This is a genomic window from Pandoraea sp. XY-2 (assembly GCF_004193915.1).
Taxonomy (GTDB): Bacteria; Pseudomonadota; Gammaproteobacteria; order Burkholderiales; family Burkholderiaceae; genus Pandoraea; species Pandoraea cepalis.
This window is the reverse complement of record NZ_CP030849.1, coordinates 4,698,400-4,720,567: the sequence shown is the minus strand read 5'-3', so window position 1 is coordinate 4,720,567 and position 22,168 is coordinate 4,698,400. Positions and strand designations below refer to the sequence as shown.

The 22,168-nt window shown below is 63.7% G+C and carries 15 protein-coding genes and 1 pseudogene; 12 read left to right on the top strand and 4 right to left on the bottom strand.

What is annotated here, in order from left to right:
- Window position 1: 1 nt before the first annotated feature.
- Together rpoB and rpoC are read left to right on the top strand one after the other, a co-directional pair.
- Window positions 2-4,108, top strand: coding sequence for a DNA-directed RNA polymerase subunit beta (gene rpoB / locus DRB87_RS21435; protein WP_130027444.1), 4,107 nt, complete (start codon window positions 2-4; stop codon window positions 4,106-4,108).
- 26 nt (window positions 4,109-4,134) lie between these two features.
- Complete coding sequence (gene rpoC / locus DRB87_RS21430) at window positions 4,135-8,346, top strand: DNA-directed RNA polymerase subunit beta' (RefSeq protein WP_130027443.1); 4,212 nt, start codon at window positions 4,135-4,137, stop codon at window positions 8,344-8,346.
- A gap of 109 nt (window positions 8,347-8,455) precedes the next feature.
- Here the strand turns inward: rpoC and DRB87_RS21425 are convergent, their stop codons facing one another.
- Window positions 8,456-10,507 (bottom strand): TonB-dependent siderophore receptor, encoded by a 2,052-nt coding sequence (locus DRB87_RS21425; RefSeq protein ID WP_240756094.1) that lies wholly within the window; start codon window positions 10,505-10,507, stop codon window positions 8,456-8,458.
- A gap of 442 nt (window positions 10,508-10,949) precedes the next feature.
- On the opposite strand from DRB87_RS21425, the gene hpaH reads away from it, so the two are divergent.
- From hpaH to DRB87_RS21390, 7 genes are all read left to right on the top strand, one after another.
- Entirely contained in the window at window positions 10,950-11,759 is an 810-nt protein-coding gene (gene hpaH / locus DRB87_RS21420) for a 2-oxo-hept-4-ene-1,7-dioate hydratase (protein WP_130027441.1), read from the top strand.
- Between the two features lie 19 nt (window positions 11,760-11,778).
- Complete coding sequence (gene hpaI, locus DRB87_RS21415) at window positions 11,779-12,591, top strand: 4-hydroxy-2-oxoheptanedioate aldolase (protein WP_130027440.1); 813 nt, start codon at window positions 11,779-11,781, stop codon at window positions 12,589-12,591.
- Window positions 12,592-12,644: 53 nt separating this feature from the next.
- A complete protein-coding gene (locus tag DRB87_RS21410) occupies window positions 12,645-14,120 on the top strand; it encodes an aldehyde dehydrogenase family protein (RefSeq protein ID WP_130027439.1) in 1,476 nt (491 codons plus the stop codon).
- A gap of 137 nt (window positions 14,121-14,257) precedes the next feature.
- Window positions 14,258-15,022, top strand: a complete 765-nt coding sequence (locus tag DRB87_RS21405) for an extradiol ring-cleavage dioxygenase (RefSeq protein ID WP_240756093.1) — start codon at window positions 14,258-14,260, stop codon at window positions 15,020-15,022.
- A 12-nt stretch (window positions 15,023-15,034) separates the two neighbouring features.
- Window positions 15,035-15,985: a fumarylacetoacetate hydrolase family protein gene (locus DRB87_RS21400; RefSeq protein ID WP_130027438.1), complete on the top strand. Its 951-nt coding sequence runs from the start codon at window positions 15,035-15,037 to the stop codon at window positions 15,983-15,985.
- A gap of 4 nt (window positions 15,986-15,989) precedes the next feature.
- Window positions 15,990-16,979, top strand: a complete 990-nt coding sequence (locus DRB87_RS21395) for a 2-dehydropantoate 2-reductase (protein ID WP_130027437.1) — start codon at window positions 15,990-15,992, stop codon at window positions 16,977-16,979.
- 147 nt (window positions 16,980-17,126) lie between these two features.
- Window positions 17,127-18,059 (top strand): LysR family transcriptional regulator, encoded by a 933-nt coding sequence (locus tag DRB87_RS21390; protein WP_130027436.1) that lies wholly within the window; start codon window positions 17,127-17,129, stop codon window positions 18,057-18,059.
- Between the two features lie 24 nt (window positions 18,060-18,083).
- On the opposite strand, the gene DRB87_RS21385 is transcribed toward DRB87_RS21390, so the two are convergent.
- Window positions 18,084-18,584 (bottom strand): hypothetical protein, encoded by a 501-nt coding sequence (locus tag DRB87_RS21385; RefSeq protein ID WP_130027435.1) that lies wholly within the window; start codon window positions 18,582-18,584, stop codon window positions 18,084-18,086.
- Window positions 18,585-19,070: 486 nt separating this feature from the next.
- On the opposite strand from DRB87_RS21385, the pseudogene DRB87_RS21380 reads away from it, so the two are divergent.
- Window positions 19,071-19,780 (top strand): annotated as a pseudogene (locus tag DRB87_RS21380) (dienelactone hydrolase family protein).
- Between the two features lie 286 nt (window positions 19,781-20,066).
- Here DRB87_RS21380 and DRB87_RS21375 read toward each other — a convergent pair.
- On the bottom strand, window positions 20,067-20,375 hold the full coding sequence (locus DRB87_RS21375; protein WP_130027434.1) for a DUF4148 domain-containing protein: 309 nt from the start codon (window positions 20,373-20,375) through the stop codon (window positions 20,067-20,069).
- 151 nt (window positions 20,376-20,526) lie between these two features.
- On the opposite strand from DRB87_RS21375, the gene DRB87_RS21370 reads away from it, so the two are divergent.
- Entirely contained in the window at window positions 20,527-20,925 is a 399-nt protein-coding gene (locus DRB87_RS21370; RefSeq protein WP_130027433.1) for a CopD family protein, read from the top strand.
- A 123-nt stretch (window positions 20,926-21,048) separates the two neighbouring features.
- On the top strand, window positions 21,049-21,840 hold the full coding sequence (locus DRB87_RS21365; protein ID WP_240756092.1) for a helix-turn-helix domain-containing protein: 792 nt from the start codon (window positions 21,049-21,051) through the stop codon (window positions 21,838-21,840).
- Here DRB87_RS21365 and DRB87_RS21360 read toward each other — a convergent pair.
- Window positions 21,788-22,165, bottom strand: a complete 378-nt coding sequence (locus tag DRB87_RS21360) for a hypothetical protein (RefSeq protein ID WP_130027432.1) — start codon at window positions 22,163-22,165, stop codon at window positions 21,788-21,790. The genes DRB87_RS21365 and DRB87_RS21360 overlap by 53 nt on opposite strands.
- Window positions 22,166-22,168: the final 3 nt, after the last annotated feature.

Below are 22,168 nucleotides of genomic sequence, written 5' to 3'. Positions count from 1 at the left end.
AATGCACTATTCCTTCACCGAGAAGAAACGCATTCGCAAGAGTTTTGCGAAGCGTCCGACCGTGCACAAGGTGCCGTTTTTGCTGGCCACCCAGCTCGCCTCGTACACATCGTTCTTGCAAGCCGAAGCGCTTGCATCGGAGCGGAAGCCGGAGGGTCTGCAAGCAGCCTTCTCCTCCATTTTCCCGATCGTTTCTCACAACGGGTTCGCACGCCTGGAGTTTGTCAGCTATCTGCTCGGCACACCCGCGTTCGATGTCAAGGAATGTCAACAGCGCGGCCTGACTTTTTGCTCGGCCCTGCGCGCCAAGGTTCGTCTGGTGATTCTCGACCGTGAATCGCCGAACAAGCCCGTCGTCAAGGAAGTCAAGGAACAGGAAGTGTACATGGGCGAAATTCCGCTCATGACGTCGACCGGTTCCTTCGTCATCAATGGCACGGAGCGTGTCATCGTCTCGCAGCTGCACCGCTCGCCGGGCGTGTTCTTCGAACACGACAAGGGCAAGACGCACAGCTCGGGCAAACTGCTGTTCTCCGCGCGTATCATCCCCTACCGCGGCTCGTGGCTGGACTTCGAATTCGATCCGAAGGACATCCTGTACTTCCGCGTCGACCGCCGTCGCAAGATGCCGGTCACGATTCTGCTCAAGGCCATCGGCCTGACGCCGGAACAGATCCTCGCGAACTTCTTCGTGTTCGACAACTTCAAGCTGATGCCGGAAGGCGCACAGATGGAGTTCGTGCCGGAGCGTCTGCGCGGTGAAGTGGCTCGCTTCGACATCACGGATCGCGAAGGCAAGGTCATCGTCCAGAAGGACAAGCGCGTCAACGCCAAGCACATCCGCGACCTGGAGAACGCCAACACCAAGTTCATCTCGGTGCCGGAAGACTACCTGCTCGGCCGAGTGCTCGCGAAGAACGTGATCGATGGCGATACCGGCGAAGTGATCGCCAACGCCAACGAAGAAATCACCGAAAGCGTGCTGGTCAAGCTGCGCGAGTCGGACGTGTCTGACATCCAGACGCTGTTCACGAACGATCTGGACCAGGGGTCGTACATCTCGGCCACGCTGCGCATCGACGAAACCGCCGACCGCACGGCCGCGCGTATCGCGATCTACCGCATGATGCGCCCGGGCGAGCCGCCGACCGAAGATGCGGTCGAGGCCCTGTTCAATCGTCTGTTCTACAGCGAAGAAGCGTACGACCTGTCGAAGGTGGGTCGTATGAAGTTCAACCGTCGTGTCGGCCGTGACGAAGTGCTCGGACCGATGACGCTGGGCGACGACGACATTCTCTCGACCATCAAGATCCTCGTGGATCTGCGTAATGGCCGCGGCGAAGTCGACGACATCGACCACTTGGGCAACCGCCGCGTGCGTTGCGTGGGTGAGCTGGCCGAGAACCAGTTCCGCGCCGGTCTGGTGCGTGTCGAGCGTGCTGTGAAGGAACGTCTGGGTCAGGCCGAGTCGGAAAACCTGATGCCGCACGACCTGATCAACAGCAAGCCGATCTCGTCGGCCATTCGCGAGTTCTTCGGTTCGTCGCAGCTCTCGCAGTTCATGGACCAGACCAACCCGTTGTCGGAAATCACGCACAAGCGTCGCGTGTCCGCACTGGGCCCGGGCGGTTTGACGCGCGAGCGTGCCGGCTTCGAAGTGCGCGACGTGCACCCGACCCACTATGGCCGCGTGTGCCCGATTGAAACGCCGGAAGGTCCGAACATTGGTCTGATCAACTCGCTGGCACTGTACGCCCGCCTGAACGAGTATGGCTTCCTCGAGACGCCTTACCGCAAGGTGGAAGACGGCAAGGTCACCGACCAGATCGACTACCTGTCGGCCATTGAAGAAGGTCGCTACGTGATCGCTCAGGCGAACGCGTCGATTGGCGAAAACGGTGAACTGACCGACGAACTGGTGTCGTCGCGTGAAGCCGGCGAAACGCTGATGGTCACGCCGGACCGCATCCAGTACATGGACGTGGCACCGTCGCAGATCGTCTCGGTCGCAGCCTCGCTGATTCCGTTCCTCGAGCACGATGACGCGAACCGCGCGTTGATGGGTTCGAACATGCAGCGCCAGGCCGTGCCTTGCCTGCGTCCGGAAAAAGCGGTCGTCGGTACGGGTATCGAGCGTACGGTGGCGGTTGACTCGGGTACGACCGTGCAGGCGTTCCGCGGCGGCGTGGTCGACTACGTCGACGCAGGCCGTGTGGTGATTCGCGTGAACGACGATGAAGCCGTCGCCGGTGAAGTCGGCGTGGACATCTACAACCTGATCAAGTACACGCGTTCGAACCAGAACACCAACATCAACCAGCGCCCGATCGTGGAAGAAGGCGACAAGGTGGCGCGCGGCGATGTGATCGCCGACGGCGCGTCGACCGATCTGGGTGAGTTGGCGCTGGGTCAGAACATGCTGATCGCGTTCATGCCGTGGAACGGCTACAACTTCGAGGATTCGATCCTGATCTCGGAGCGTGTGGTTGCGGAAGACCGTTACACGTCGATCCACATCGAAGAGCTGAACGTGGTCGCTCGCGACACGAAGCTCGGACCTGAGGAAATCACGCGCGACATCTCGAACCTGGCGGAAGTCCAACTCGGCCGTCTGGACGAGTCGGGCATCGTGTACATCGGCGCGGAAGTCGAAGCGGGCGACGTCCTGGTGGGCAAGGTCACGCCGAAGGGCGAAACCCAGCTCACGCCGGAAGAAAAGCTGCTGCGCGCGATCTTCGGCGAGAAGGCATCGGACGTGAAGGACACCTCGCTGCGCGTGCCGTCGGGCATGAGCGGCACCGTCATCGACGTGCAGGTGTTCACGCGTGAAGGCATTCAGCGCGACAAGCGTGCCCAGCAGATCATCGACGATGAACTCAAGGGCTACCGCCTCGACCTGAACGACCAGCTGCGTATCGTGGAAGGCGATGCATTCCAGCGTCTGGAGCGCTTCCTGGTGGGCAAGACGGCCAATGGCGGTCCGAAGAAGCTCGCCAAGGGCACCAAGCTCACGAAGGAATACCTGGCGGATCTGGATCGTTACCACTGGTTCGACATCCGTTTGGCGGAAGACGAAGGTGCGCAACAGCTCGAGCAGATCAAGGAATCGATCGAGCAGAAGCGTCACCAGTTCGACCTCGCCTTCGAAGAGAAGCGCAAGAAACTCACGCAGGGCGACGAACTGCCGCCGGGCGTGCTGAAGATGGTCAAGGTGTACCTGGCGGTCAAGCGTCGTCTGCAGCCTGGCGACAAGATGGCCGGCCGTCACGGTAACAAGGGCGTGGTCTCGAAGATCGTGCCGATCGAGGACATGCCGTACATGGCCGATGGCCGTCCGGCAGACATCGTGCTCAACCCGCTCGGCGTGCCGTCGCGGATGAACGTGGGTCAGATTCTCGAGTCGCACCTCGGCTGGGCAGCGAAGGGTCTGGGCTGGCGTATCGGCGAAATGCTGCAGGCGCACACCAAGGTCCAGGAAGTTCGCAAGTTCCTGACGAAGATCTACAACGAGAGCGGTCAACAAGAAGATATCGACAGCCTGTCGGACGACGAAATCATGTCGCTGGCGCGCAACCTGCAGAACGGCGTGCCGTTCGCAACGCCGGTGTTCGATGGTGCCCATGAAGACGAAATCCGTCGCATGCTGGATCTGGCGTTCCCGGATCACGTCGCGAAGGAACTCGGCATGACGCCGTCGAAGAACCAGGTCACGCTGTTCGACGGCCGTACCGGTGAAGCCTTCGAGCGTCCGGTCACGTGCGGCTTCATGCACATGCTCAAGCTGCACCACTTGGTCGACGACAAGATGCACGCGCGTTCGACCGGTCCGTACTCGCTGGTGACGCAACAGCCGTTGGGCGGTAAGGCCCAGTTCGGTGGTCAGCGCTTCGGTGAAATGGAAGTGTGGGCACTGGAAGCATACGGCGCATCGTATGTGCTGCAGGAAATGCTGACCGTGAAGTCGGATGACGTGACGGGGCGTACGAAGGTGTACGAGAACCTCGTCAAGGGCGATCACGTGATCGATGCCGGCATGCCGGAGTCGTTCAACGTGCTGGTCAAGGAAATCCGTTCGCTCGGTATCGATATCGACCTGGAGCGCAGTTAATTGCGTTCAGGCAACAGGAGAAAGCAATGAAAGCTTTGCTCGATCTATTCAAGCAAGTTCAGCAGGTCGAACAGTTCGACGCGATCAAGATCGGTCTGGCTTCGCCGGACAAGATCCGCTCGTGGTCGTTCGGCGAAGTGAAGAAGCCGGAAACGATCAACTATCGGACGTTCAAGCCCGAGCGTGACGGCCTGTTCTGCGCAAAGATCTTCGGTCCGATCAAGGATTACGAGTGCCTTTGCGGCAAGTACAAGCGCCTGAAGCATCGCGGCGTGATCTGCGAGAAGTGCGGCGTGGAAGTCACGCTGGCGAAGGTGCGTCGCGAGCGCATGGGCCACATCGAGCTGGCCTCGCCGGTCGCGCACATCTGGTTCCTGAAGTCGCTGCCGTCGCGTCTGGGCATGGTGCTCGACATGACGCTGCGCGACATCGAACGCGTGCTGTACTTCGAAGCGTATGTGGTTCTCGAACCGGGCATGACGCCGCTCAAGCGGTGCCAGATCATGACCGAAGAGGATTACTACAACAAGGTCGAGGAATACGGCGACGAATTCCGTGCCGAGATGGGCGCGGAAGGCGTGCGCGAGCTGCTGCGCTCGATCGACATCGACCAGCAGGTCGAGCATCTGCGCGCCGAGCTGCAAGCCACGGGCTCGGAAGCGAAGATCAAGAAGTACGCCAAGCGCCTGAAGGTGCTCGAGGCTTTCCAGCGTTCGGGCATCAAGCCCGAGTGGATGGTGCTCGAAGTGCTGCCGGTGCTCCCGCCCGAGCTGCGCCCGTTGGTGCCGCTCGACGGTGGCCGCTTCGCGACCTCGGACCTGAACGATCTGTATCGCCGCGTCATCAACCGTAACAACCGTCTGAAGCGTCTGCTCGAGCTGAAGGCCCCGGACATCATCGTGCGCAACGAAAAGCGCATGCTGCAGGAATCCGTGGACTCGCTGCTCGACAACGGTCGTCGCGGCAAGGCGATGACCGGTGCGAACAAGCGCCCGCTCAAGTCGCTGGCCGACATGATCAAGGGCAAGAGCGGTCGTTTCCGTCAGAACTTGCTGGGTAAGCGGGTCGACTACTCGGGCCGTTCGGTGATTACCGTGGGCCCGACGCTCAAGCTGCATCAGTGCGGTCTGCCGAAGCTGATGGCGCTCGAACTCTTCAAGCCGTTCATCTTCCACAAGCTGGAAGTGTTGGGCGTGGCCACGACCATCAAGGCCGCGAAGAAAGAAGTCGAGAACCAGACGGCGGTGGTGTGGGACATCCTCGAAGATGTGATCCGCGAACACCCGATCATGCTGAACCGCGCACCGACGCTGCACCGCCTGGGGATTCAGGCGTTCGAGCCGGTGCTGATCGAAGGCAAGGCGATCCAGCTTCACCCGCTGGTTTGCGCGGCGTTCAACGCCGACTTCGACGGTGACCAGATGGCCGTTCACGTGCCGCTGTCGCTCGAAGCGCAGATGGAAGCGCGTACCCTGATGCTGGCCTCGAACAACGTGTTGTTCCCGGCCAACGGCGATCCGTCGATCGTGCCGTCGCAGGATATCGTGCTGGGTCTGTACTACGCGACCCGCGACAAGATCAACGGCCGCGGCGAAGGCCTGTCGTTCATCGACGTTTCGGAAGTGCTGCGCGCTTACGATAACAAGGAAGTCGAACTGGCTTCGCGCGTGAACGTGCGTATCACGGAGTACACGGTCGATCCGGAAACGGGCGAGAAGACGGCGAAGATCACGCTGTATCCGACCACGGTCGGCCGCGCGATCCTGTCGGAAATTCTGCCGCCGGGCCTGCCGTTCTCGGTGCTGAACAAGTCGCTCAAGAAGAAGGAAATCTCGAAGCTCATCAACACGGCGTTCCGCCGCTGCGGTCTGCGCGAGACGGTGATCTTCGTCGACAAGCTGATGCAGTCGGGCTTCCGCCTGGCAACGCGTGCCGGTATCTCGATCTGCGTCGACGACATGCTCGTGCCGACGAAGAAGGAAGAGCTGATCGGCGAAGCGTCGAAGAAGGTCAAGGAATACGACCGTCAGTACATGTCGGGTCTGGTCACGGCGCAAGAGCGTTACAACAACGTCGTGGACATCTGGGGTGCGACCGGCGACGCCGTGGGTAAGGCGATGATGGAGCAGCTCTCGAAAGAGAAGACGACCGATCGCGACGGCAATATCGTCGACCAGGAATCGTTCAACTCGATTTACATGATGGCCGACTCCGGTGCTCGCGGTTCGAGCGCCCAGATTCGCCAGCTCGCGGGTATGCGTGGCCTGATGGCCAAGCCGGATGGCTCGATTATCGAGACGCCGATTACCGCGAACTTCCGCGAAGGCCTGAACGTGTTGCAGTACTTCATCTCGACCCACGGTGCACGTAAGGGTCTGGCCGATACGGCACTGAAGACGGCAAACTCGGGTTACCTGACGCGTCGTCTGGTCGACGTGACGCAGGATCTGGTCGTGGTCGAAGACGATTGCGGCACGAGCAACGGCGTTGCGATGAAGGCACTGGTCGAGGGCGGTGAAGTGGTCGAAGCCCTGCGTGACCGTATCCTGGGTCGCGTGGCCGTGGCCGACGTCGTGAATCCGGAAACGCAAGAGACGGTGTACGAATCGGGCACGCTGCTCGACGAAGACGCCGTCGAGATGATCGAAGCGCTGGGTGTCGACGAAGTGCGCGTGCGCACGCCGCTGACCTGCGATACGCGCTTCGGTCTGTGCGCCGCCTGTTACGGCCGTGACCTTGGCCGCGGCTCGCGTGTGAACGTGGGCGAAGCGGTCGGTGTGATCGCTGCGCAGTCGATCGGTGAACCGGGCACGCAGCTCACGATGCGTACGTTCCACATCGGTGGCGCGGCATCGCGTGCGGCCGTGGCCTCGTCGATCGAAGCCAAGTCGAACGGTACGGTTCGCTTCTCGGCGACCATGCGTTACGTGACGAACGGTCGCGGCGAACAGATCGCCATCTCGCGTTCGGGCGAAATCCTGATCACGGACGATCATGGCCGTGAGCGCGAGCGCCACAAGGTGCCGTATGGCGCCACGCTGCTGCATCTGGACGGCGCACAGGTCAAGGCCGGTGCCCAACTGGGTACGTGGGATCCGCTGACGCGCCCGATCATTACCGAACACGGCGGTTACGCCCGGTTCGAGAACGTCGAGGAAGGTGTCACGGTGGCCAAGCAGATCGACGATGTGACGGGTCTGTCCACGCTGGTCGTGATCGATCCGAAGCGTCGTGGTCCGGCGTCGAAGAACGTGCGTCCGCAGGTCAAGCTGCTCGACGAACATGGTGTGGAAGTGAAGATCCCGGGGACCGATCACGCAGTGACGATCGGCTTCCAGGTGGGCGCACTGATCACCATCAAGGACGGCCAGCAAGTGCCGGTGGGTGAAGTGCTCGCACGTATCCCGACCGAAGCGCAGAAGACTCGCGATATTACCGGGGGTCTGCCGCGTGTGGCCGAACTGTTCGAAGCGCGCGCACCGAAGGACGCCGGCATTCTGGCCGAAGTCACCGGTACCACGTCGTTCGGCAAGGACACGAAGGGCAAGCAGCGTCTGGTCATTACCGATCTCGACGGCAACCAGCACGAGTTCCTGATTCCGAAGGAAAAGCAGGTGCTGGTGCACGACGGCCAGGTGGTGAACAAGGGCGAAATGATCGTGGACGGTCCGGCCGACCCGCACGACATCCTGCGTCTGCAGGGTATCGAAGCGCTGGCGCGTTACATCGTCGACGAAGTGCAGGACGTGTACCGCTTGCAGGGTGTGAAGATCAACGACAAGCACATCGAGGTGATCGTTCGCCAGATGCTGCGTCGTGTGCAGATCACCGACAACGGCGATACGCGCTTCATCATCGGCGAACAGGTCGAGCGCTCGGACATGCTGTACGAGAACGACGCCATGAACGCCGCGGACAAGCGTCCGGCGCAGTACGAGAACGTGTTGCTGGGGATTACGAAGGCGTCGCTGTCGACGGATTCGTTCATCTCGGCGGCCTCGTTCCAGGAAACGACGCGCGTGTTGACCGAAGCCGCGATCATGGGCAAGAAGGACGACCTGCGTGGCTTGAAGGAAAACGTCATCGTTGGCCGTCTCATCCCGGCAGGTACGGGTCTGGCGTATCACAAGGCTCGCAAGGCCCGCGAGACGTCGGATCGCGAGCGTCACGACCAGATCGCTCTGGAAGAGGCGTTTGCACCGATGCCAAGCTCGGTGGAAGAGCCTACGGCGGAGTAATCGGGCGGGCGGCGCTGGCGAGAGCGAGCGCTGCCAACCTGACACCCACGTCGTTACGAAAACGGCACCCTCGCGGGTGCCGTTTTTTCGTTTACCGATCCTGCGGCGATCAGAACCCGAAGTGGCCCTGCACGTAGATCATGCGCGGCGCGCCGACCATGCGGCCGGCGTTGCCGTCGACGTTGCGCGTATAGAAGCGCTTATCGAAGACGTTGTTCAGACCCACCGTGACGTCGGCGTTCTTGTAGCCGGGGATCTTGTACATCGCCTGCAGGTTCCACAGACGGAAGCCCGGCACCTTGCCATTGCTGCCGTCGGCCGATTCCGCTTCGGTGTTGGCCAAATCCGAATACTGCGCGCTCTGGTGCGTGGTGGAGACGTTCAATGTCCACGCGCCAATTTCGTAACGGGCGCCGAGCGTGTCGGTGAAGCGCGAGTAGAACGGCACGTCGAGGCCGGCAGTCGCGCCCGATTTCTGGATCGCGCGCGTGTAAGTGAAGTTCGCGTACACGTTCAAGCCGCGCAGCACGCTGTCGCGATCGAAGGTGTAATCGACGGCGGTTTCAATGCCGTCGTGGTTCGTCGCGCCAATGTTTTGGAAGACAGGCGGGGTCGAGCCGGGCACTTGCAGAATCTGGTTGTCGAACTTCATCTTGAACGCCGTGAGCTCGGCCTTCCAACGCGAGTCCGACCAGCGGGTGCCGATTTCATAGGTGCGCGCGAGCTCCGGCGTTAGCGGGTTCGCGGCCGACATCGAATTCAACTGCGTGTTCTGCACCGGTCCGAACGAGGTGCTGTAGTCCGCATAGACCGTCCACGCGCTGTTCACCAGGTACGACAGGTTCACCGATGGCAGCGGCTTGCTGTTGTCCGAGCGGAAGGTGTTGCCGGTCGACTTGTCGACGCGCTGCGAGTTGATGATCTCGTAACGCACGCCCGGCGTGAGTCGCCAGTTGCCCCAGGCGATGCGGTCGTCGAGGTAGAACGCGTTCGCGCTGGTGTAGTTGTAGAACGTCCGCGTGGCGGAGTTGCGACCGGTCGCAAGCGTGGTGGTCCAGTTGTTGTCGTCGCCACGCTCGTGCACGTAGCGATAGCCAACGGTCACGTCGTGCGCGGTCGGGCCGACGAACAGGCGCTGCGTGAAGCGTGGCTCGACACCGAACGTCTCGTAGTTGCGAGGCTGGTGTGTGGTCTGCGTGCCCGCTGCGTTGATCAGCGTGCTCTGACGATAGCTCTCGTTGTAGAACGTGCGGATCTCGAATTCCTGCGTCTCGGAGATCGTGTTCAGATAGCCGACGTCGAGGCCGGTGCGGTTGCCGCTCCAGTAGTCGTTCGGCCGCGTGTTCTGGAACGGATCGGCGTTGAATTGCGCAACGCTCAGGCCGCCGGGCGTCTTCGACTTCACGTCGTAATACGAGACCTTGCCGTACACCTGCTGGCTCGACGAGATGTCGTACCGCCATTTCAACGCGAGGTCGTTCACGCGCTCGTCGCTGCCCTTGCGCCAGTCGCGTCCGACCATGCCGGAATACAGCAGCGCGAGTCCCAGGCCGTTGTCCATTTGCGTGCCGAGGAACGCACCGTATTGGGTGTTGGCGCCACCACCGATCGTGTACACGTTCTCACGCAAGGTGGCGTCGGCCGTAAGGCCCGGCGTGCTGGGGATCGCGCGCGTCTTGAAGTTGATCACGCCACCGACGTTCTGCGGCCCGTAGCGCACGGCACCGCCGCTGCGCACGACGTCGATGCTCTCGATGTTGAACAGGCTGACCGGCGCAAAGGACAACTGCGGCTGACCGTAAGGTGCGACGGCCATCGGAATGCCGTCGAGCAACACGGTCGAGCGCGGCGAGTAACGGCCGGTGAGGCCGCGCACGCCGATGTTCAGCGAGATGGCGCTGCCCGCGGTACCCGAGTTGTCGCTCGCCTGCACACCGGGGATGCGGCGCATGACATCACCAATGCTCGTCGCACCCGATGCCTCGATCTGCGCCTTCTTCACGACCGTACGCGCCCCGGGGAAGGTCTTCGCGCTGCTGTCGAGACCAGTCCCGAGCCAGTCGCCGGAAACGTTGACTGCGTCGAGTTCGACTTCGGCCCTGGATTCTGCTGCCGTCGCACCTGTGGCCTGCTGCGCATACGCGGTGCCGAGCGTTGTCACGAGCAGCGCGGCGGCGCTGGCGATGGCGTGCGGCAGACGAGGACGGGGGGGAGGTGGGCGGCGCAGGGGCGGACGCGGGGGGTGTCGGCGGCCACATGTGCGCGGCGACGCAGAGACATCTTCATCTTGGCTGACCTTCTTGACGGCGAGAGTGTGGCGAACCCGAGCGTTGACCGGAACGGCAGCCGACAGCATTCGGTTCGGTTTGCGTAATGCCTTGTAATAAATCGTTGCGGATTATAAATGCAAATCACTCTCATTTCGTAATTAAATTGGCGATGCCTGACTGGCGGAAGGTATCCGGCGGCGCTCGATTATCCAATTTTGCTTATTAATGACCCTGAATCGATTGATTGTTCCTGGCGCCGGGGGCCGCAAGAATAGGCGTTATCGACCAATAAGATCGCGTTGCCCGTAGCGGGTGGCGCCATGGAGACCCCCGATGCCGACGCTCGACGCCGCGACCTGCCAGGCGCTTGCCCGCGAACTGCACGACGCCGAACGCCGTCGCACGCCGGTCATGCAGTTCTCCCGCCGGTATCCCGAGATGACGACGGCCGACAGCTACGCGATCGCACAGGCGTGGCTGGCGTTGAAGTTCGGCGAAGGGCGTCGCGTGATCGGTCACAAGATCGGGCTGACGTCGCGCGCCATGCAAGTCGCCGCCCAGATCACGGAACCCGATCACGGCACGTTGCTCGACGACATGCTTGTGACCGATGGCGCGACACTCGATGCCTCGCGGTTCATCGTGCCGCGTCTCGAAGTGGAGTTGGCATTCGTTCTGGCCAAGCCGCTCAAGGGCCCAGGGGTTACCTTGTTCGACGTGCTCGACGCCACCGCGTGGGTGACGCCGGCGCTCGAATTGATCGATGGCCGCATCGAGCTGTTCGACCGCGACACGAAAGCGCCGCGCAAGGTCGTCGACACGATCGCCGACAACGCGGCGAATGCGGCCGTGATACTCGGTGGACGTCCCGTGAAGCCGGACGCGGTCGATCTGCGCTGGACGGGCGCGCTGCTCTACCGCAACGGCGTGATCGAAGAGTCGGGCCTGAGTGCGGCGGTGCTCAACCATCCCGGCAACGGCATTGCGTGGCTGGCCAACACGCTGGGCGCTTTCGACGAAGGCTTGCAAGCGGGCGAGATCGTGCTCGCCGGGTCGTTTACGCGACCCGTGGCTTGCGCGGCGGGCGACGTGTTTCATGCCGACTACGGCCCGCTCGGTGCAATCGGTGTGCGCTTCGTCTGACGGCGCCAAACGTTCCCAATTGTCCGCACCTCACTGGAGAGGTTGTCATGAAAACTCCCCAAATGCCTTCAAGCAGGCGTTGGCCCGCGGCGAGCGCCAGATCGGTCTATGGCTGGGACTCGCTACGCCGTACGCCGCCGAGTTGTGCGCAGACAGCGGATTCGACTGGCTGGTGATCGACGGTGAGCACGCGCCCAACGATCTGCGCACGATGCTCGCAACGTTGCAGGCGGTGGCGCCATACCCGACACATCCCGTGGTGCGCTTGCCGCACGGCGACGCCACGCTTATCAAACAGGTGCTGGAAATCGGGGCGACGACGCTTCTGGTGCCGATGGTCGAGTCCGCTGACATGGCGCGCGCGCTCGTCAGCGCAACGCGCTATCCGCCGCAAGGCACGCGCGGCGTCGGCAGTGGGTTGGCGCGGTCATCGCGATGGAACCGCTACGACGACTATCTGCACGCGGCAAACGCGACGTCCTGTCTGCTCGTGCAGGTGGAGACGGCCGATGCGCTTGCGCAAGTCGACGACATTGCCGCCGTCGATGGCGTCGACGGTGTGTTCATCGGCCCGGCGGATCTTGCGGCGTCGATGGGGCATCTTGGGCACGCGACGCACCACGACGTGCGCCAGGCCATCGGAGACGGCATCGCACGCATTCGTCGGGCGGGCAAGGCGGCAGGGATTCTGTGCGCCGACGAGGCGCTCGCCCGTCACTACCTCGACGTTGGCGTGACGTTCATGGCCGTGGGCGTCGATACCACACTGCTCGCGAACGCGAGCCGTTCGCTTGCGGCGAGATTCGCCATCGATGACGACGAAAAGCGCTGATCGTTGCGCCAGCCGCCGGGCGCGTCACCCCGACCTTTCCCACGAGATATGGCATGACTGCTATCCGATTTGACGTCGCCGGCGTGGCCGTTTCGCCGGATCACTATATCGACGGCCGGCGCGTGGCGTCGGACGACATGTTCGTGTGCGTCTCGCCCATCGACCAGACGCGTCTGGGTGAGATCGCCAGCGGTAACGCGACGCACGTCGATCTCGCGGTGGCGTCCGGCGCCAGGGCATTTCCCGCGTGGGCAGCGCTCGGTGCGGCAGGGCGCCTGCCCTATCTCCAGCGCTTTGCCGAAGCGGTTGGGCGCCGGGCCGATGCGTTCGCCACGTTGGAGAGCATCGACGCCGGGGTGCTGCGCTCACGCATGGCGCAGGGTGTGGTGCCGCGCGCCATGCAGAACATCACGTGGTTCGCCGAGCATGCGATGACGTTGCAGGACCGTGTGATCGAGACGCCGCAGGCGCGTCATCTCGTGCGTCACGATCCTGCGGGTGTCGTGGCGGTCATCACGCCGTGGAACTCGCCGCTGATGCTCGCGACATGGAAGATCGGCCCGGCATTGGCGTGCGGGAATACGGTAGTGCTCAAGGCGCCGGAGTGGGCGCCGCTTACGTCCTCGCTACTCGCGGACTGCGCGCACGAGGCGGGGCTGCCACCGGGCGTGTTGCAAGTGTTGCATGGCCCGGGAGCCGTGACGGGGGCGGCGCTCGTGAGCGACGCGCGACTTGCGCGCATCTCGTTCACCGGCTCGGTCGCGACCGCCAAGTGGATCGCCACGGCGGCGGCAGCCAATCTCGTGCCGTGCAGTCTGGAGCTGGGCGGCAAATCGGCCTTCATCGTGCTGGCGGACGCCGATCTCGACGCTGCTGCCGCCACCGCCGCGCTGATGTATCGCAACGCCGGGCAGGTGTGCCTGGCGGGCACGCGTGTGCTCGTGCATGCGGATGTGGCGCCGGCGTTCACCGACAAGCTGCGCGTGCTGGTCGAGCGCCTCGTCGTGGGGGACCCGCGCGATGGGCAGACCGAGATCGGTCCGATCATCCACCTGCGGCAGCTCGAACGCGTGCAGGGCTTCGTCGATCGGGCCGTGACAGCGGGCGCGCGCGTGCTGTGGGGCGGCACACGGCATACGTTCGGCGCGCAGTACTTCGCGCCGACGCTGCTCACCGATCTGCGTCAGCTCGATGAGATCGTGCAACAGGAGGTCTTCGGCCCGGTGCTCACGCTGCAAACGTTCGCAAGCGATGACGAGGTCGTCGACATGGCTAACGGCACCGACTATGGGCTGGGCGGCGTTTGTTATGGCGACGAGGCGCACGCCATTGCCGTCGCGCAGCGCGTTCGCACGGGCTTTCTCTGGATCAACAGCTTCGGCATTCGTGATCTGGCGGCGCCGTTCGGCGGCACCAAGCGCTCCGGTATTGGCCGCGAAGGCGGCGACTGGAGCTTCGATTTCTTTTGCGACGTGAAGGATGTCGTCGTGCCGAAACAGCCGTTCAAGGCCAGCTTCAGCCATCGCTGATGCGCTCGCGGCATCACAACGAGAGAAGAGGAGAGCCCCATGGGACAGATCGTCGGCGCAGCGCTGGTCTCGCATCACCCAGGACTGATGCAGTGTGAGGAATTTCGCGTGCTGCAGGGGCGGGCACCGATTCGGACTTGATCGCCGGTTATGCGCGGGTGCGTGAGCGCGTCGTGGCGGCGCGTCCGGACGTCATCGTGATTTTCGACTCGCATTGGTTCACCACCGGTTATCACCTGATCGACGGCGGGGCGCATTATTCGGGCATGTACATCTCCGACGAGATGCCGTGGTATCTGCATGGCGTGCCTTACGATTATCGTGGGCATCCCGAGCTGGCGCTGAGCGTCGAAGCCGTGGCGCGCGAGCGCGGCGTGCGCGCCCGCGCGGTGTCGCATCCCGACTTGCCGCGCCATTACCCGACGATCAACGTCATCAAACAGATGCGGCTCGACGCGTGGCCGGTCGTGACCGTGAGTTCGTGTCAGAACTGCGAGACGAAGCATTTCCTGCAATCGGGTGACGCGATCGGCGAGGCGATTCGCCGCAGTCCTCTGCGCGTGGTGATGCTGGCATCGGGTTCGTTGAGTCACCGGTTCAACGGCATCGACTGGCAGCCCCAGCATCCGCGCATCTTCCACGAGAGCAATGTGTCGCGCCCCGAGAACATCGAGAGCGACAAGCGTGCCATCGAGGCTTTTCGGGAGGGGCGTCACGACCGGATTCTGGCGAACTGGGACGAGGACTACCGCAAGCGCCCGTGGGAGGCGCACGGCGCGCATTACCTGCAGATGATCGGGGCGCTGGGCGGTGCAGCGAGCCGTCACCCGGGCACGGTGCTGTCCGAATACGAGAACGCACGCGGCACCGGCAATGTGCATGTCTGGTTCGATACGATTTGACAGGACGCGGCCATGGACTTCGAATTTCCGCTGCGAGAATTGCCTGCCGTGATGCGCGGCCCGCGCGTCGAGCGTCGTCGCGTATCGCTGGGCGGCAGTGCGTTCTGGGGCACGATCGTCGAGGACGGTCGCGAGCGCGGGTTGTTGCGGCTCGACGATGGACGTACGGTGGACCCGCAGGCGGTGGCGCATCTGCCGCCGGTGGATCCGTCAAAGATCATCGCCGTGCATATCTCGTATCGCTCGCGTAGCATGGAGACGCGCAACCGGCCCAAGCCGACCGACACGCCGACGTACTTCACGAAGCCACCGACCTCGTTGAATGGGCACAACGGCCAGATCCTCAAGCCGGCGGATTGTCGGTATCTGAACTACGAGGGCGAGTACGCGGTGGTGATCGGGCGTACGTGCCGCAATGTGCTTCCCGATGAGGCGTGGGATTACATCGACGGGTTCTGCCCGGCGCTGGACATGGGTTTGCAGGACTTTCGCGACACCGATCAAGGGTCGATGTTGCGCGTGAAGGGGGCCGATACCCTGTTGCCGATCGGCCCGGGCATCGTGCGCGGCGTGAACCTGTTCGAGCAGACGTTGCGCACCTATCGCAACGGACGCGTCGTGCAGGAAGCGCACATCGGTGACGAGACGATCTGGGGCCCGCACTACGTGATCGCAGACATTGCGCGACATATCACGCTGCTGCCGGGCGACGTGATCCTGATGGGCACGCCCTGTCATTCCCGCTCGGTGGACGCGGGGGATCGGGTGGCGTGCGAGATCACTGGACTCGGTTGCCTTGTGGGGCAAGTCGTGGGGATCGATGCGCCACGCGCGGCGGCGCTCGGTGTGGGGCACCCGCCGGGCGACAGTCCTGAAGTGCGCCGTGTGGCGCTGGGGTTTGACGAACGTGTGCCGGAGCGATTCAAGGAAAACTATCGACTCGCGGCACAACCACAGGAGTGAAGGGATGAAGGTGACGATCATTGGCGCGGGCGCCATCGGCGGCCTGCTCGGGGCGCGACTGGCGGCGGCGGGGGAGGCGCGCGTGAGCGCGTTGGCGCGCGGTGCGACGCTGGCGGCGTTGCGCGAGCATGGCTGGCGCGTGAAGCAGGGCGAGACGGTGGCGACTGCGCCCGTGGACGCGGCGCATCCGCTGGAAGACGCCGGCAAGCTCGGCGTGCAGGACCTGATCGTTATCGCGGTGAAGGGGCCCGCGCTTGCGCAGGTCGCGAGCGCCGTGGCGCCCCTGCTCGGCCCGCAAACGCTGGTGTTGCCCGCGATGAACGGCGTGCCGTGGTGGTTCTGCAAGGGGGTGGCGCCCTTTGGCGACGATCCGCTGACGAGCGTCGATCCGGATGGGGCGATTGGCGCGGCGATTCCGCTGGCCAACGTGATCGGGTGCGTGGTGCATGCGAGTGCGGCGACAGCGGCGCCGGGGGTGGTCGATCACAAGATGGGTCGTGGGCTCATCGTCGGAGAGCCGGGCGGCGGGGCGAGCGAGCGCGTGCAGCGGCTCGCGGGGTTGCTGACGCGAGCGGGTTTCGAAGTCAAGGCGTCGGAGCACGTGCGTCTCGACATCTGGTACAAGCTGTGGGGCAACCTGACGATGAACCCCGTGTCGGCGATCACGGGCGCGACGATCGACCGGTTGCTGGACGACCCGCTCGTGCGCGCGTTCTGTTCGGCCGCGATGGGGGAGGCGGCGGCGATTGGGGCCAAGATCGGCTGCGCGATCGATCAGTCGCCCGAAGACCGGCATGCCGTGACGGCGAAGCTGGGGGCGTTCAAGACGTCGATGCTGCAGGACGTGGAGGCGCGCCGTCCCATCGAACTCGACGCGCTGGTGAGCGTGGTGCGCGAGATCGGTCAGCGCGTGTCGGTTCCTGCGCCCAACATCGACGCATTGCTCGGCCTGACGCGCCTGTTCGGGCGGGTACATGGCCTGTACCCGCAGTGACGGATTCCTTGGCGCGGACAGTGGCGTTCGGCAGGGCGGTCCTCGCTTCAATGGGAAGTGCGCAAGCCGATGGTGAGCACCACGCGTCTACGGGACAATCCATCGATGCCGGTTTATTCGTAGGCGAGACTTGACCATCGACACGACATGCCCCTGACCCGCATCACGCTCCGCCAGTTCGAGGCGCTGGTGGCCATTGCCGAATTGCACAGCTTCGCCGAGGCGGGCAATCGCCTGGGGCTCACCTCGTCGGCCGTGAGCCAACTCGTTGCCGAACTCGAATCGGTCGTGGGATTTCGGCTTTTCGACCGCACGACCCGACGTGTGGCGCTCTCCAGCGCTGGGCGCGATTTTCTCGCCTCGGCGGAGTCGGTGATTCGGCATGTGCAGGCGGCCGAGAAAACGGCTGACGACGTGCGCAACCGTGCTGCCGGCATCGTGCGCGTGGGCGCGCCGCTGGTGCTCGCGAGCATGGCGCTGCCCGCCGCGATTCGCGCTTATGCCGACCTGCGGCCCAAGGTCGTCGTGCGCGTGGTCGATACGCCGGTCGATGCGCTCGTCGATCGTGTGGCCAACGGCGACCTCGATCTGGCGATCGGTCCCAATCGCGCGACAGGTGCGCATGTTGCCGGGGCGCCAGCGTTCGACAGCCCGTGGGTGTTGTGGTGTGCGCCGGGTCACGCGCTTGCGCGACGCCGGCGCGTGCGCTGGACGGATCTGCGCGATACGCCGCTCGTTGCGGCGGGACGCGATCACGAACGCAGCGTCGCGCAGATGCGCTTGTCTGCGCCGCCCGATGCGCGCATTACACCTATCGACGTGGTCGATAACGTGACGACCGCGCTCGGCGTCGCGTCGCAAGGGCTGGCCGCCACCCTGACACCCGGCTACGTGGCAGCGCTCGCGCCGCCGTTCGGCCTGGTGATGCGCCGCGTGGTCTCGCCCGAGACGATTCGTCAGGTCTGTGTGTACCGACCGCTCTCGCGTGCAGCGTCGCCGGCGGCTGAGGGATTCGCGCAGTTCTTGCTGACGTGGCTGCCGCAATGGAATGCGCAAATCATGGCGGCGTCACGGGATTGACGCGTTCGTTATCGCGTGACTCCATCAGCGGCGCCTGGCGTCAAGTGACGGTGACGGCGGCGGCAATGCGGCGAGATCCTCGCGCAATTGCGCGCGCAATGTCGCGATGGCTGCCGTGGTGTCGGCCGGTTTCAACGCCTCGCGCGCGATGGCGTCGCGCAGATGACGGCGCAGCATCGGGTCGCGCGTTTGCGTGAGCGTCTCGCGATAGAACGGCAAGACATCTTCGGGATGACCGCCAATACGGTACCAATGCGCGATTTCGTCGATGGTGCGAATGGCTGCGAAGGCAGGCGCGGCCCCACCCTGCGGACCCGGTCCGCCGACGGGCCGACCCATGCGCGGCGGTGGGGGCGGCATGTCGATGGCGTCGTGCATGTCGTGCTTGTTGTCGGCGTCGGCCGCCGGCGGCGCGCTCTGCGCTCGCGCAGTGCTCGACAACGTGTCGGCCGTGGCAATGCCGGTGGCTGTCAATGCCAGAGACATTGCAATGGTGCTGATGGCATGGCGTGTTGCTATCTTCATGATATGGATTCCGTATTAAATTCGCTCGCGGCAGTATCGAACGCCTGTGGCAAGCGTAACGCGCATCCGTCAGCCGGCCCGGGGGCGGTAACGACATGTAAGGGGCGTCACAGGGGATGGCGAGAGGGCTAAGGGACGAAGCGACGAAACGACGAAACGACGAAGGGACGAAGGGACGAAGGGGCAAAGCGACGTTGCCCGCTCAGCGTGATCGGAAGGTTTGGGTTCGGTCGTCGAAACGGCGCACCTCACCGCATGTGCGATACAAGGAGAGTGAGCCGAGAGATGCGAAAGTGGGCACGCGTGGTGCCCCTTGCAGGGCCTTGTGCGGCGGGCTTGGCCGAGCGCTGTGCGCAAGCGCGAAAGTGCCTATACTGATTCGGCCTGACTGCGCGCGGTCGCGCACGCGTGTCGCGCCCGACCCCTGCAGTGGCTCGGTGGTTGTCGCGCGCGGGCATTTCCCCTTTTTTTGATGGAGCAACTTCCGTGTCGAACAGTCAATGGATCCGTGTCGAAACCGTGGACGGCACCTTCGATGCCTATCTGGCATTGCCGCCGTCGGGCCGATAGCAAAGGCACCGGGTATCGTGCTGGTGCAGGAAATCTTCGGCGTGAACGAGCACATTCGCGGCGTTGCCGATCAATACGCGATGGACGGCTATGTGGTGCTCGCGCCGGATATCTTCTGGCGTGCCGCCCCGCGCGTCGAACTTGGCTACTCGGGCGACGACTGGGCGCGCGCGATGGAACTGCGCCAATCGATCGACATCGAGAAGGCCGTGACCGATATCGAAGCGACGGCCAAGGCGCTGCGCAGCAAACTCGACGCCCATGCAAAGATTGCCGCCGTCGGCTATTGCTTCGGCGGACTGCTGTCGTACCTAAGCGCCGCACGCGGGCTGGTCGACGCCGCCGTGCCGTACTACGGTGGCGGCATTCACAACTATCTGGGCGAAGCCGCCGGGCTGAACGTGCCGGTGCAGTTCCACTACGGGGCGCTCGATAGCCATATCACGCCGGATATCGTGACGTCGGTGAGCGAAGCAGTGAAGTCGCGTCCGAACACGGAAGTGTTCGTGTATCCCAACGCCGACCACGGTTTCAATTGCTGGGCGCGCGCGTCTTACCATCAGCCGTCGGCGGCGCTCGCGCACGGTCGCGCGCTCGAGTTTCTCGCGAAGTCGCTGTCGCAGTAAGCGTTGCCCGTCGTCCCATCAACGAGCAGAAGCCCGCTTAGGCGGGCTTCGTCGTTTCCTGTCACGGGATCGCGAGCTTCGTGAAGGCTGCCAGGTCCGCTAAAAAAGCCCGTCGCCGGAGCGACGGGCAAAGTCCTGTGCGTTGAACCACTACGCACAGCGACAGGAGTCTTGGGTCGGGGGCCGAGCGGAGATCACAGTGAGCGCCAGCAAGTGCCGACGCGTCGTTATGCGCAGAACGCGCGCCGCGGCCCCTTTGGAGAGGCCCGCGGCGCGGCGAGTTACATTAGGAGCCGAAATAAGTCGAGCCGGCGCTTTGCTGGCCACCGACCGAACCCATCGTGATCGAGGCGCTGGCCGCCGTCGGTTGCGCGCTGGGCGCAGCCTTCGGGTACACGGCATCGTGTTGAACGACCAGGCCGGCTTGTTGCGCCTGGATCAGTTCCTGGCGGACTTGGGCACGACTCAGGACGCTGGTTTGCGGCACCCAAGAGAATTCCGAGGGGCCGTCGAAGGCGTCGCTGGCGAAAGCCGAGCCGGCAGAGAGGGCCAGCATTGCGGAAACCAGGGCAGAGGTAATGAGGGTGCGTTGCATGATGTTTTCTCCTGTCTTTTGAAAGAGGCGATGTGTTATTCATCGTCGACAGTTGAAGTGTATTGCTGCGCGATTTGGCGATAAAGATGAGTAATGTCAATCAACTGTTGCTGAATTTGAAATTATCAATCGAAGCCCTGAGGAGACCGCAATGCTCTATCTATGGATCAAGGCCATCCATCTGATTGCAGTGATCGCGTTTATCGCTGGCCTGGTGGCGATGGCGTTGGGCGGGCGTCTGACGCAGCCCGAGTGGCGGCGCATCGCGCGGCGGGCGGATTACGGACTGGCATCGCCCGCGTTGATCGTGGTGTGGATCACCGGCCCCGCGATGGCCATCATGGGGAACTGGTGGAGCGCGCCGTGGCTGATGGCCAAGCTGGTTTTGGTGGTGATCGTCTCGGGATTGCACGGACGCCTGTCCGCCACGCTCAGGCGGCTGGAGCGCGATGGCGTGACGACGTCCCCGGCGCTCTTTCGGCGAGCGCTCCCCATTACGCTGGTCTCGATGGCCGCGATCGTCTCGCTCGTGATCGTCAAGCCGTTTTGAGCCGTGTTGGCTTTGCGCCGACGCGGCAAGGGATTCGGTTTGGTGGGCGGCGCTACCCGGTGTTACGCTGGCGGGATCGCCAAAAACGACCCAAAAATTACGCCTTTGAAAGGCCTGGTGCCGATGCCGATCACAAATGGGGTACCCCCGGGATTTCAGGGTCAAGACCGCCCCGTGGGCGCGTTGGCGAAGGATTACCCGGATGGCTTCGTCGTGCGCCCGCACAGCCACGGGCGCGCGCAACTGATGTACGCGAGTGCCGGCATTCTCGAAGTGCGCACCGAGACGTCGCTCTGGGTCATACCGCCGCAACGCGCGCTGTGGATGCCGGGGGAAGTCACGCATGAAGTGCGCATGCGGGGCCGAGTCGAAATGCGCACAATCTACGTCGACGTGGCGCGATGCGGGATGTCGGCGCCCAGCGCGCCGGTGGTCATCGGCGTGTCAGCGCTGTTGCGCGAGTTGATCCTGCGCGCGATGGCGCTTCCTGCCGATTGGTCGCCCGACGGCAAGGACGCCCTCGTCATGGCACTGTTGCTCGAGGAAGTGGAATGGAAGAGCGAGTCGCCGCTGCACTTGCAGGTGCCGCGCGACGCCCGTCTGCGCAAGATCTTCGATATCTACCTGAACACGCCTTCGGATCCCCGCAGCCTGCAGGATTGGGCGCTGGATGTCGGCGCATCGAGCCGCACGTTGGAGCGGCGCTTTACGACAGAGTTCGGCTTGCCGTTCCGGGAATGGCGTCAGCACATGCGCCTGCTGGGAGCGCTGCCAATGTTGGGGGCTGGGCGGCCCATCACGCAGGTGGCGCTCGAAGTCGGTTATGACACCCCGAGCGCGTTTTCCACCATGTTCCGCCGCTTCATGGGCGTGACGCCAAGCGAATACCTGACGCGCGTCCGCGGCCCGGCGTGAGCCAGTGCATGGCATCCCACATATCGTCGTAGACGGGCACCCCTTCGGCGCATAGCGGCGAGCGCGAGCGGCGTGAGCCGATTCCAACGAAATCGATGCCGAGACGGCGCGCCACTTTCAGGTCCCACATCCCGTCGCCGATCGAGACGACCGCACGCGGATGCGTAATGCCGTAGCCGGCTTGTGCCCGCTTGATCGCCTGCGCGACGAGTTGTTCGCGTGAACTGTACTCGGAGGAGGTGACGAGCATCGCGTCGGTGTATTCGATGGCGACGGAACGCAGCTTCCGATGGCTGACCTGCCGGATGCCCCCTGTGGCGAACACGAC

Coding starts and splice junctions, on each gene's coding strand:
- DRB87_RS21395 (WP_130027437.1), top strand. CDS start 15,990: ATGAAGGTGACGATCATTGGCGCGGGCGCCATCGGCGGCCTGCTCGGG.
- DRB87_RS21375 (WP_130027434.1), bottom strand. CDS start 20,375: ATGCAACGCACCCTCATTACCTCTGCCCTGGTTTCCGCAATGCTGGCC.
- DRB87_RS21410 (WP_130027439.1), top strand. CDS start 12,645: ATGACTGCTATCCGATTTGACGTCGCCGGCGTGGCCGTTTCGCCGGAT.
- hpaH (WP_130027441.1), top strand. CDS start 10,950: ATGCCGACGCTCGACGCCGCGACCTGCCAGGCGCTTGCCCGCGAACTG.
- DRB87_RS21365 (WP_240756092.1), top strand. CDS start 21,049: ATGCCGATCACAAATGGGGTACCCCCGGGATTTCAGGGTCAAGACCGC.
- DRB87_RS21370 (WP_130027433.1), top strand. CDS start 20,527: ATGCTCTATCTATGGATCAAGGCCATCCATCTGATTGCAGTGATCGCG.
- rpoC (WP_130027443.1), top strand. CDS start 4,135: ATGAAAGCTTTGCTCGATCTATTCAAGCAAGTTCAGCAGGTCGAACAG.
- DRB87_RS21400 (WP_130027438.1), top strand. CDS start 15,035: ATGGACTTCGAATTTCCGCTGCGAGAATTGCCTGCCGTGATGCGCGGC.
- DRB87_RS21385 (WP_130027435.1), bottom strand. CDS start 18,584: ATGAAGATAGCAACACGCCATGCCATCAGCACCATTGCAATGTCTCTG.
- DRB87_RS21390 (WP_130027436.1), top strand. CDS start 17,127: ATGCCCCTGACCCGCATCACGCTCCGCCAGTTCGAGGCGCTGGTGGCC.
- rpoB (WP_130027444.1), top strand. CDS start 2: ATGCACTATTCCTTCACCGAGAAGAAACGCATTCGCAAGAGTTTTGCG.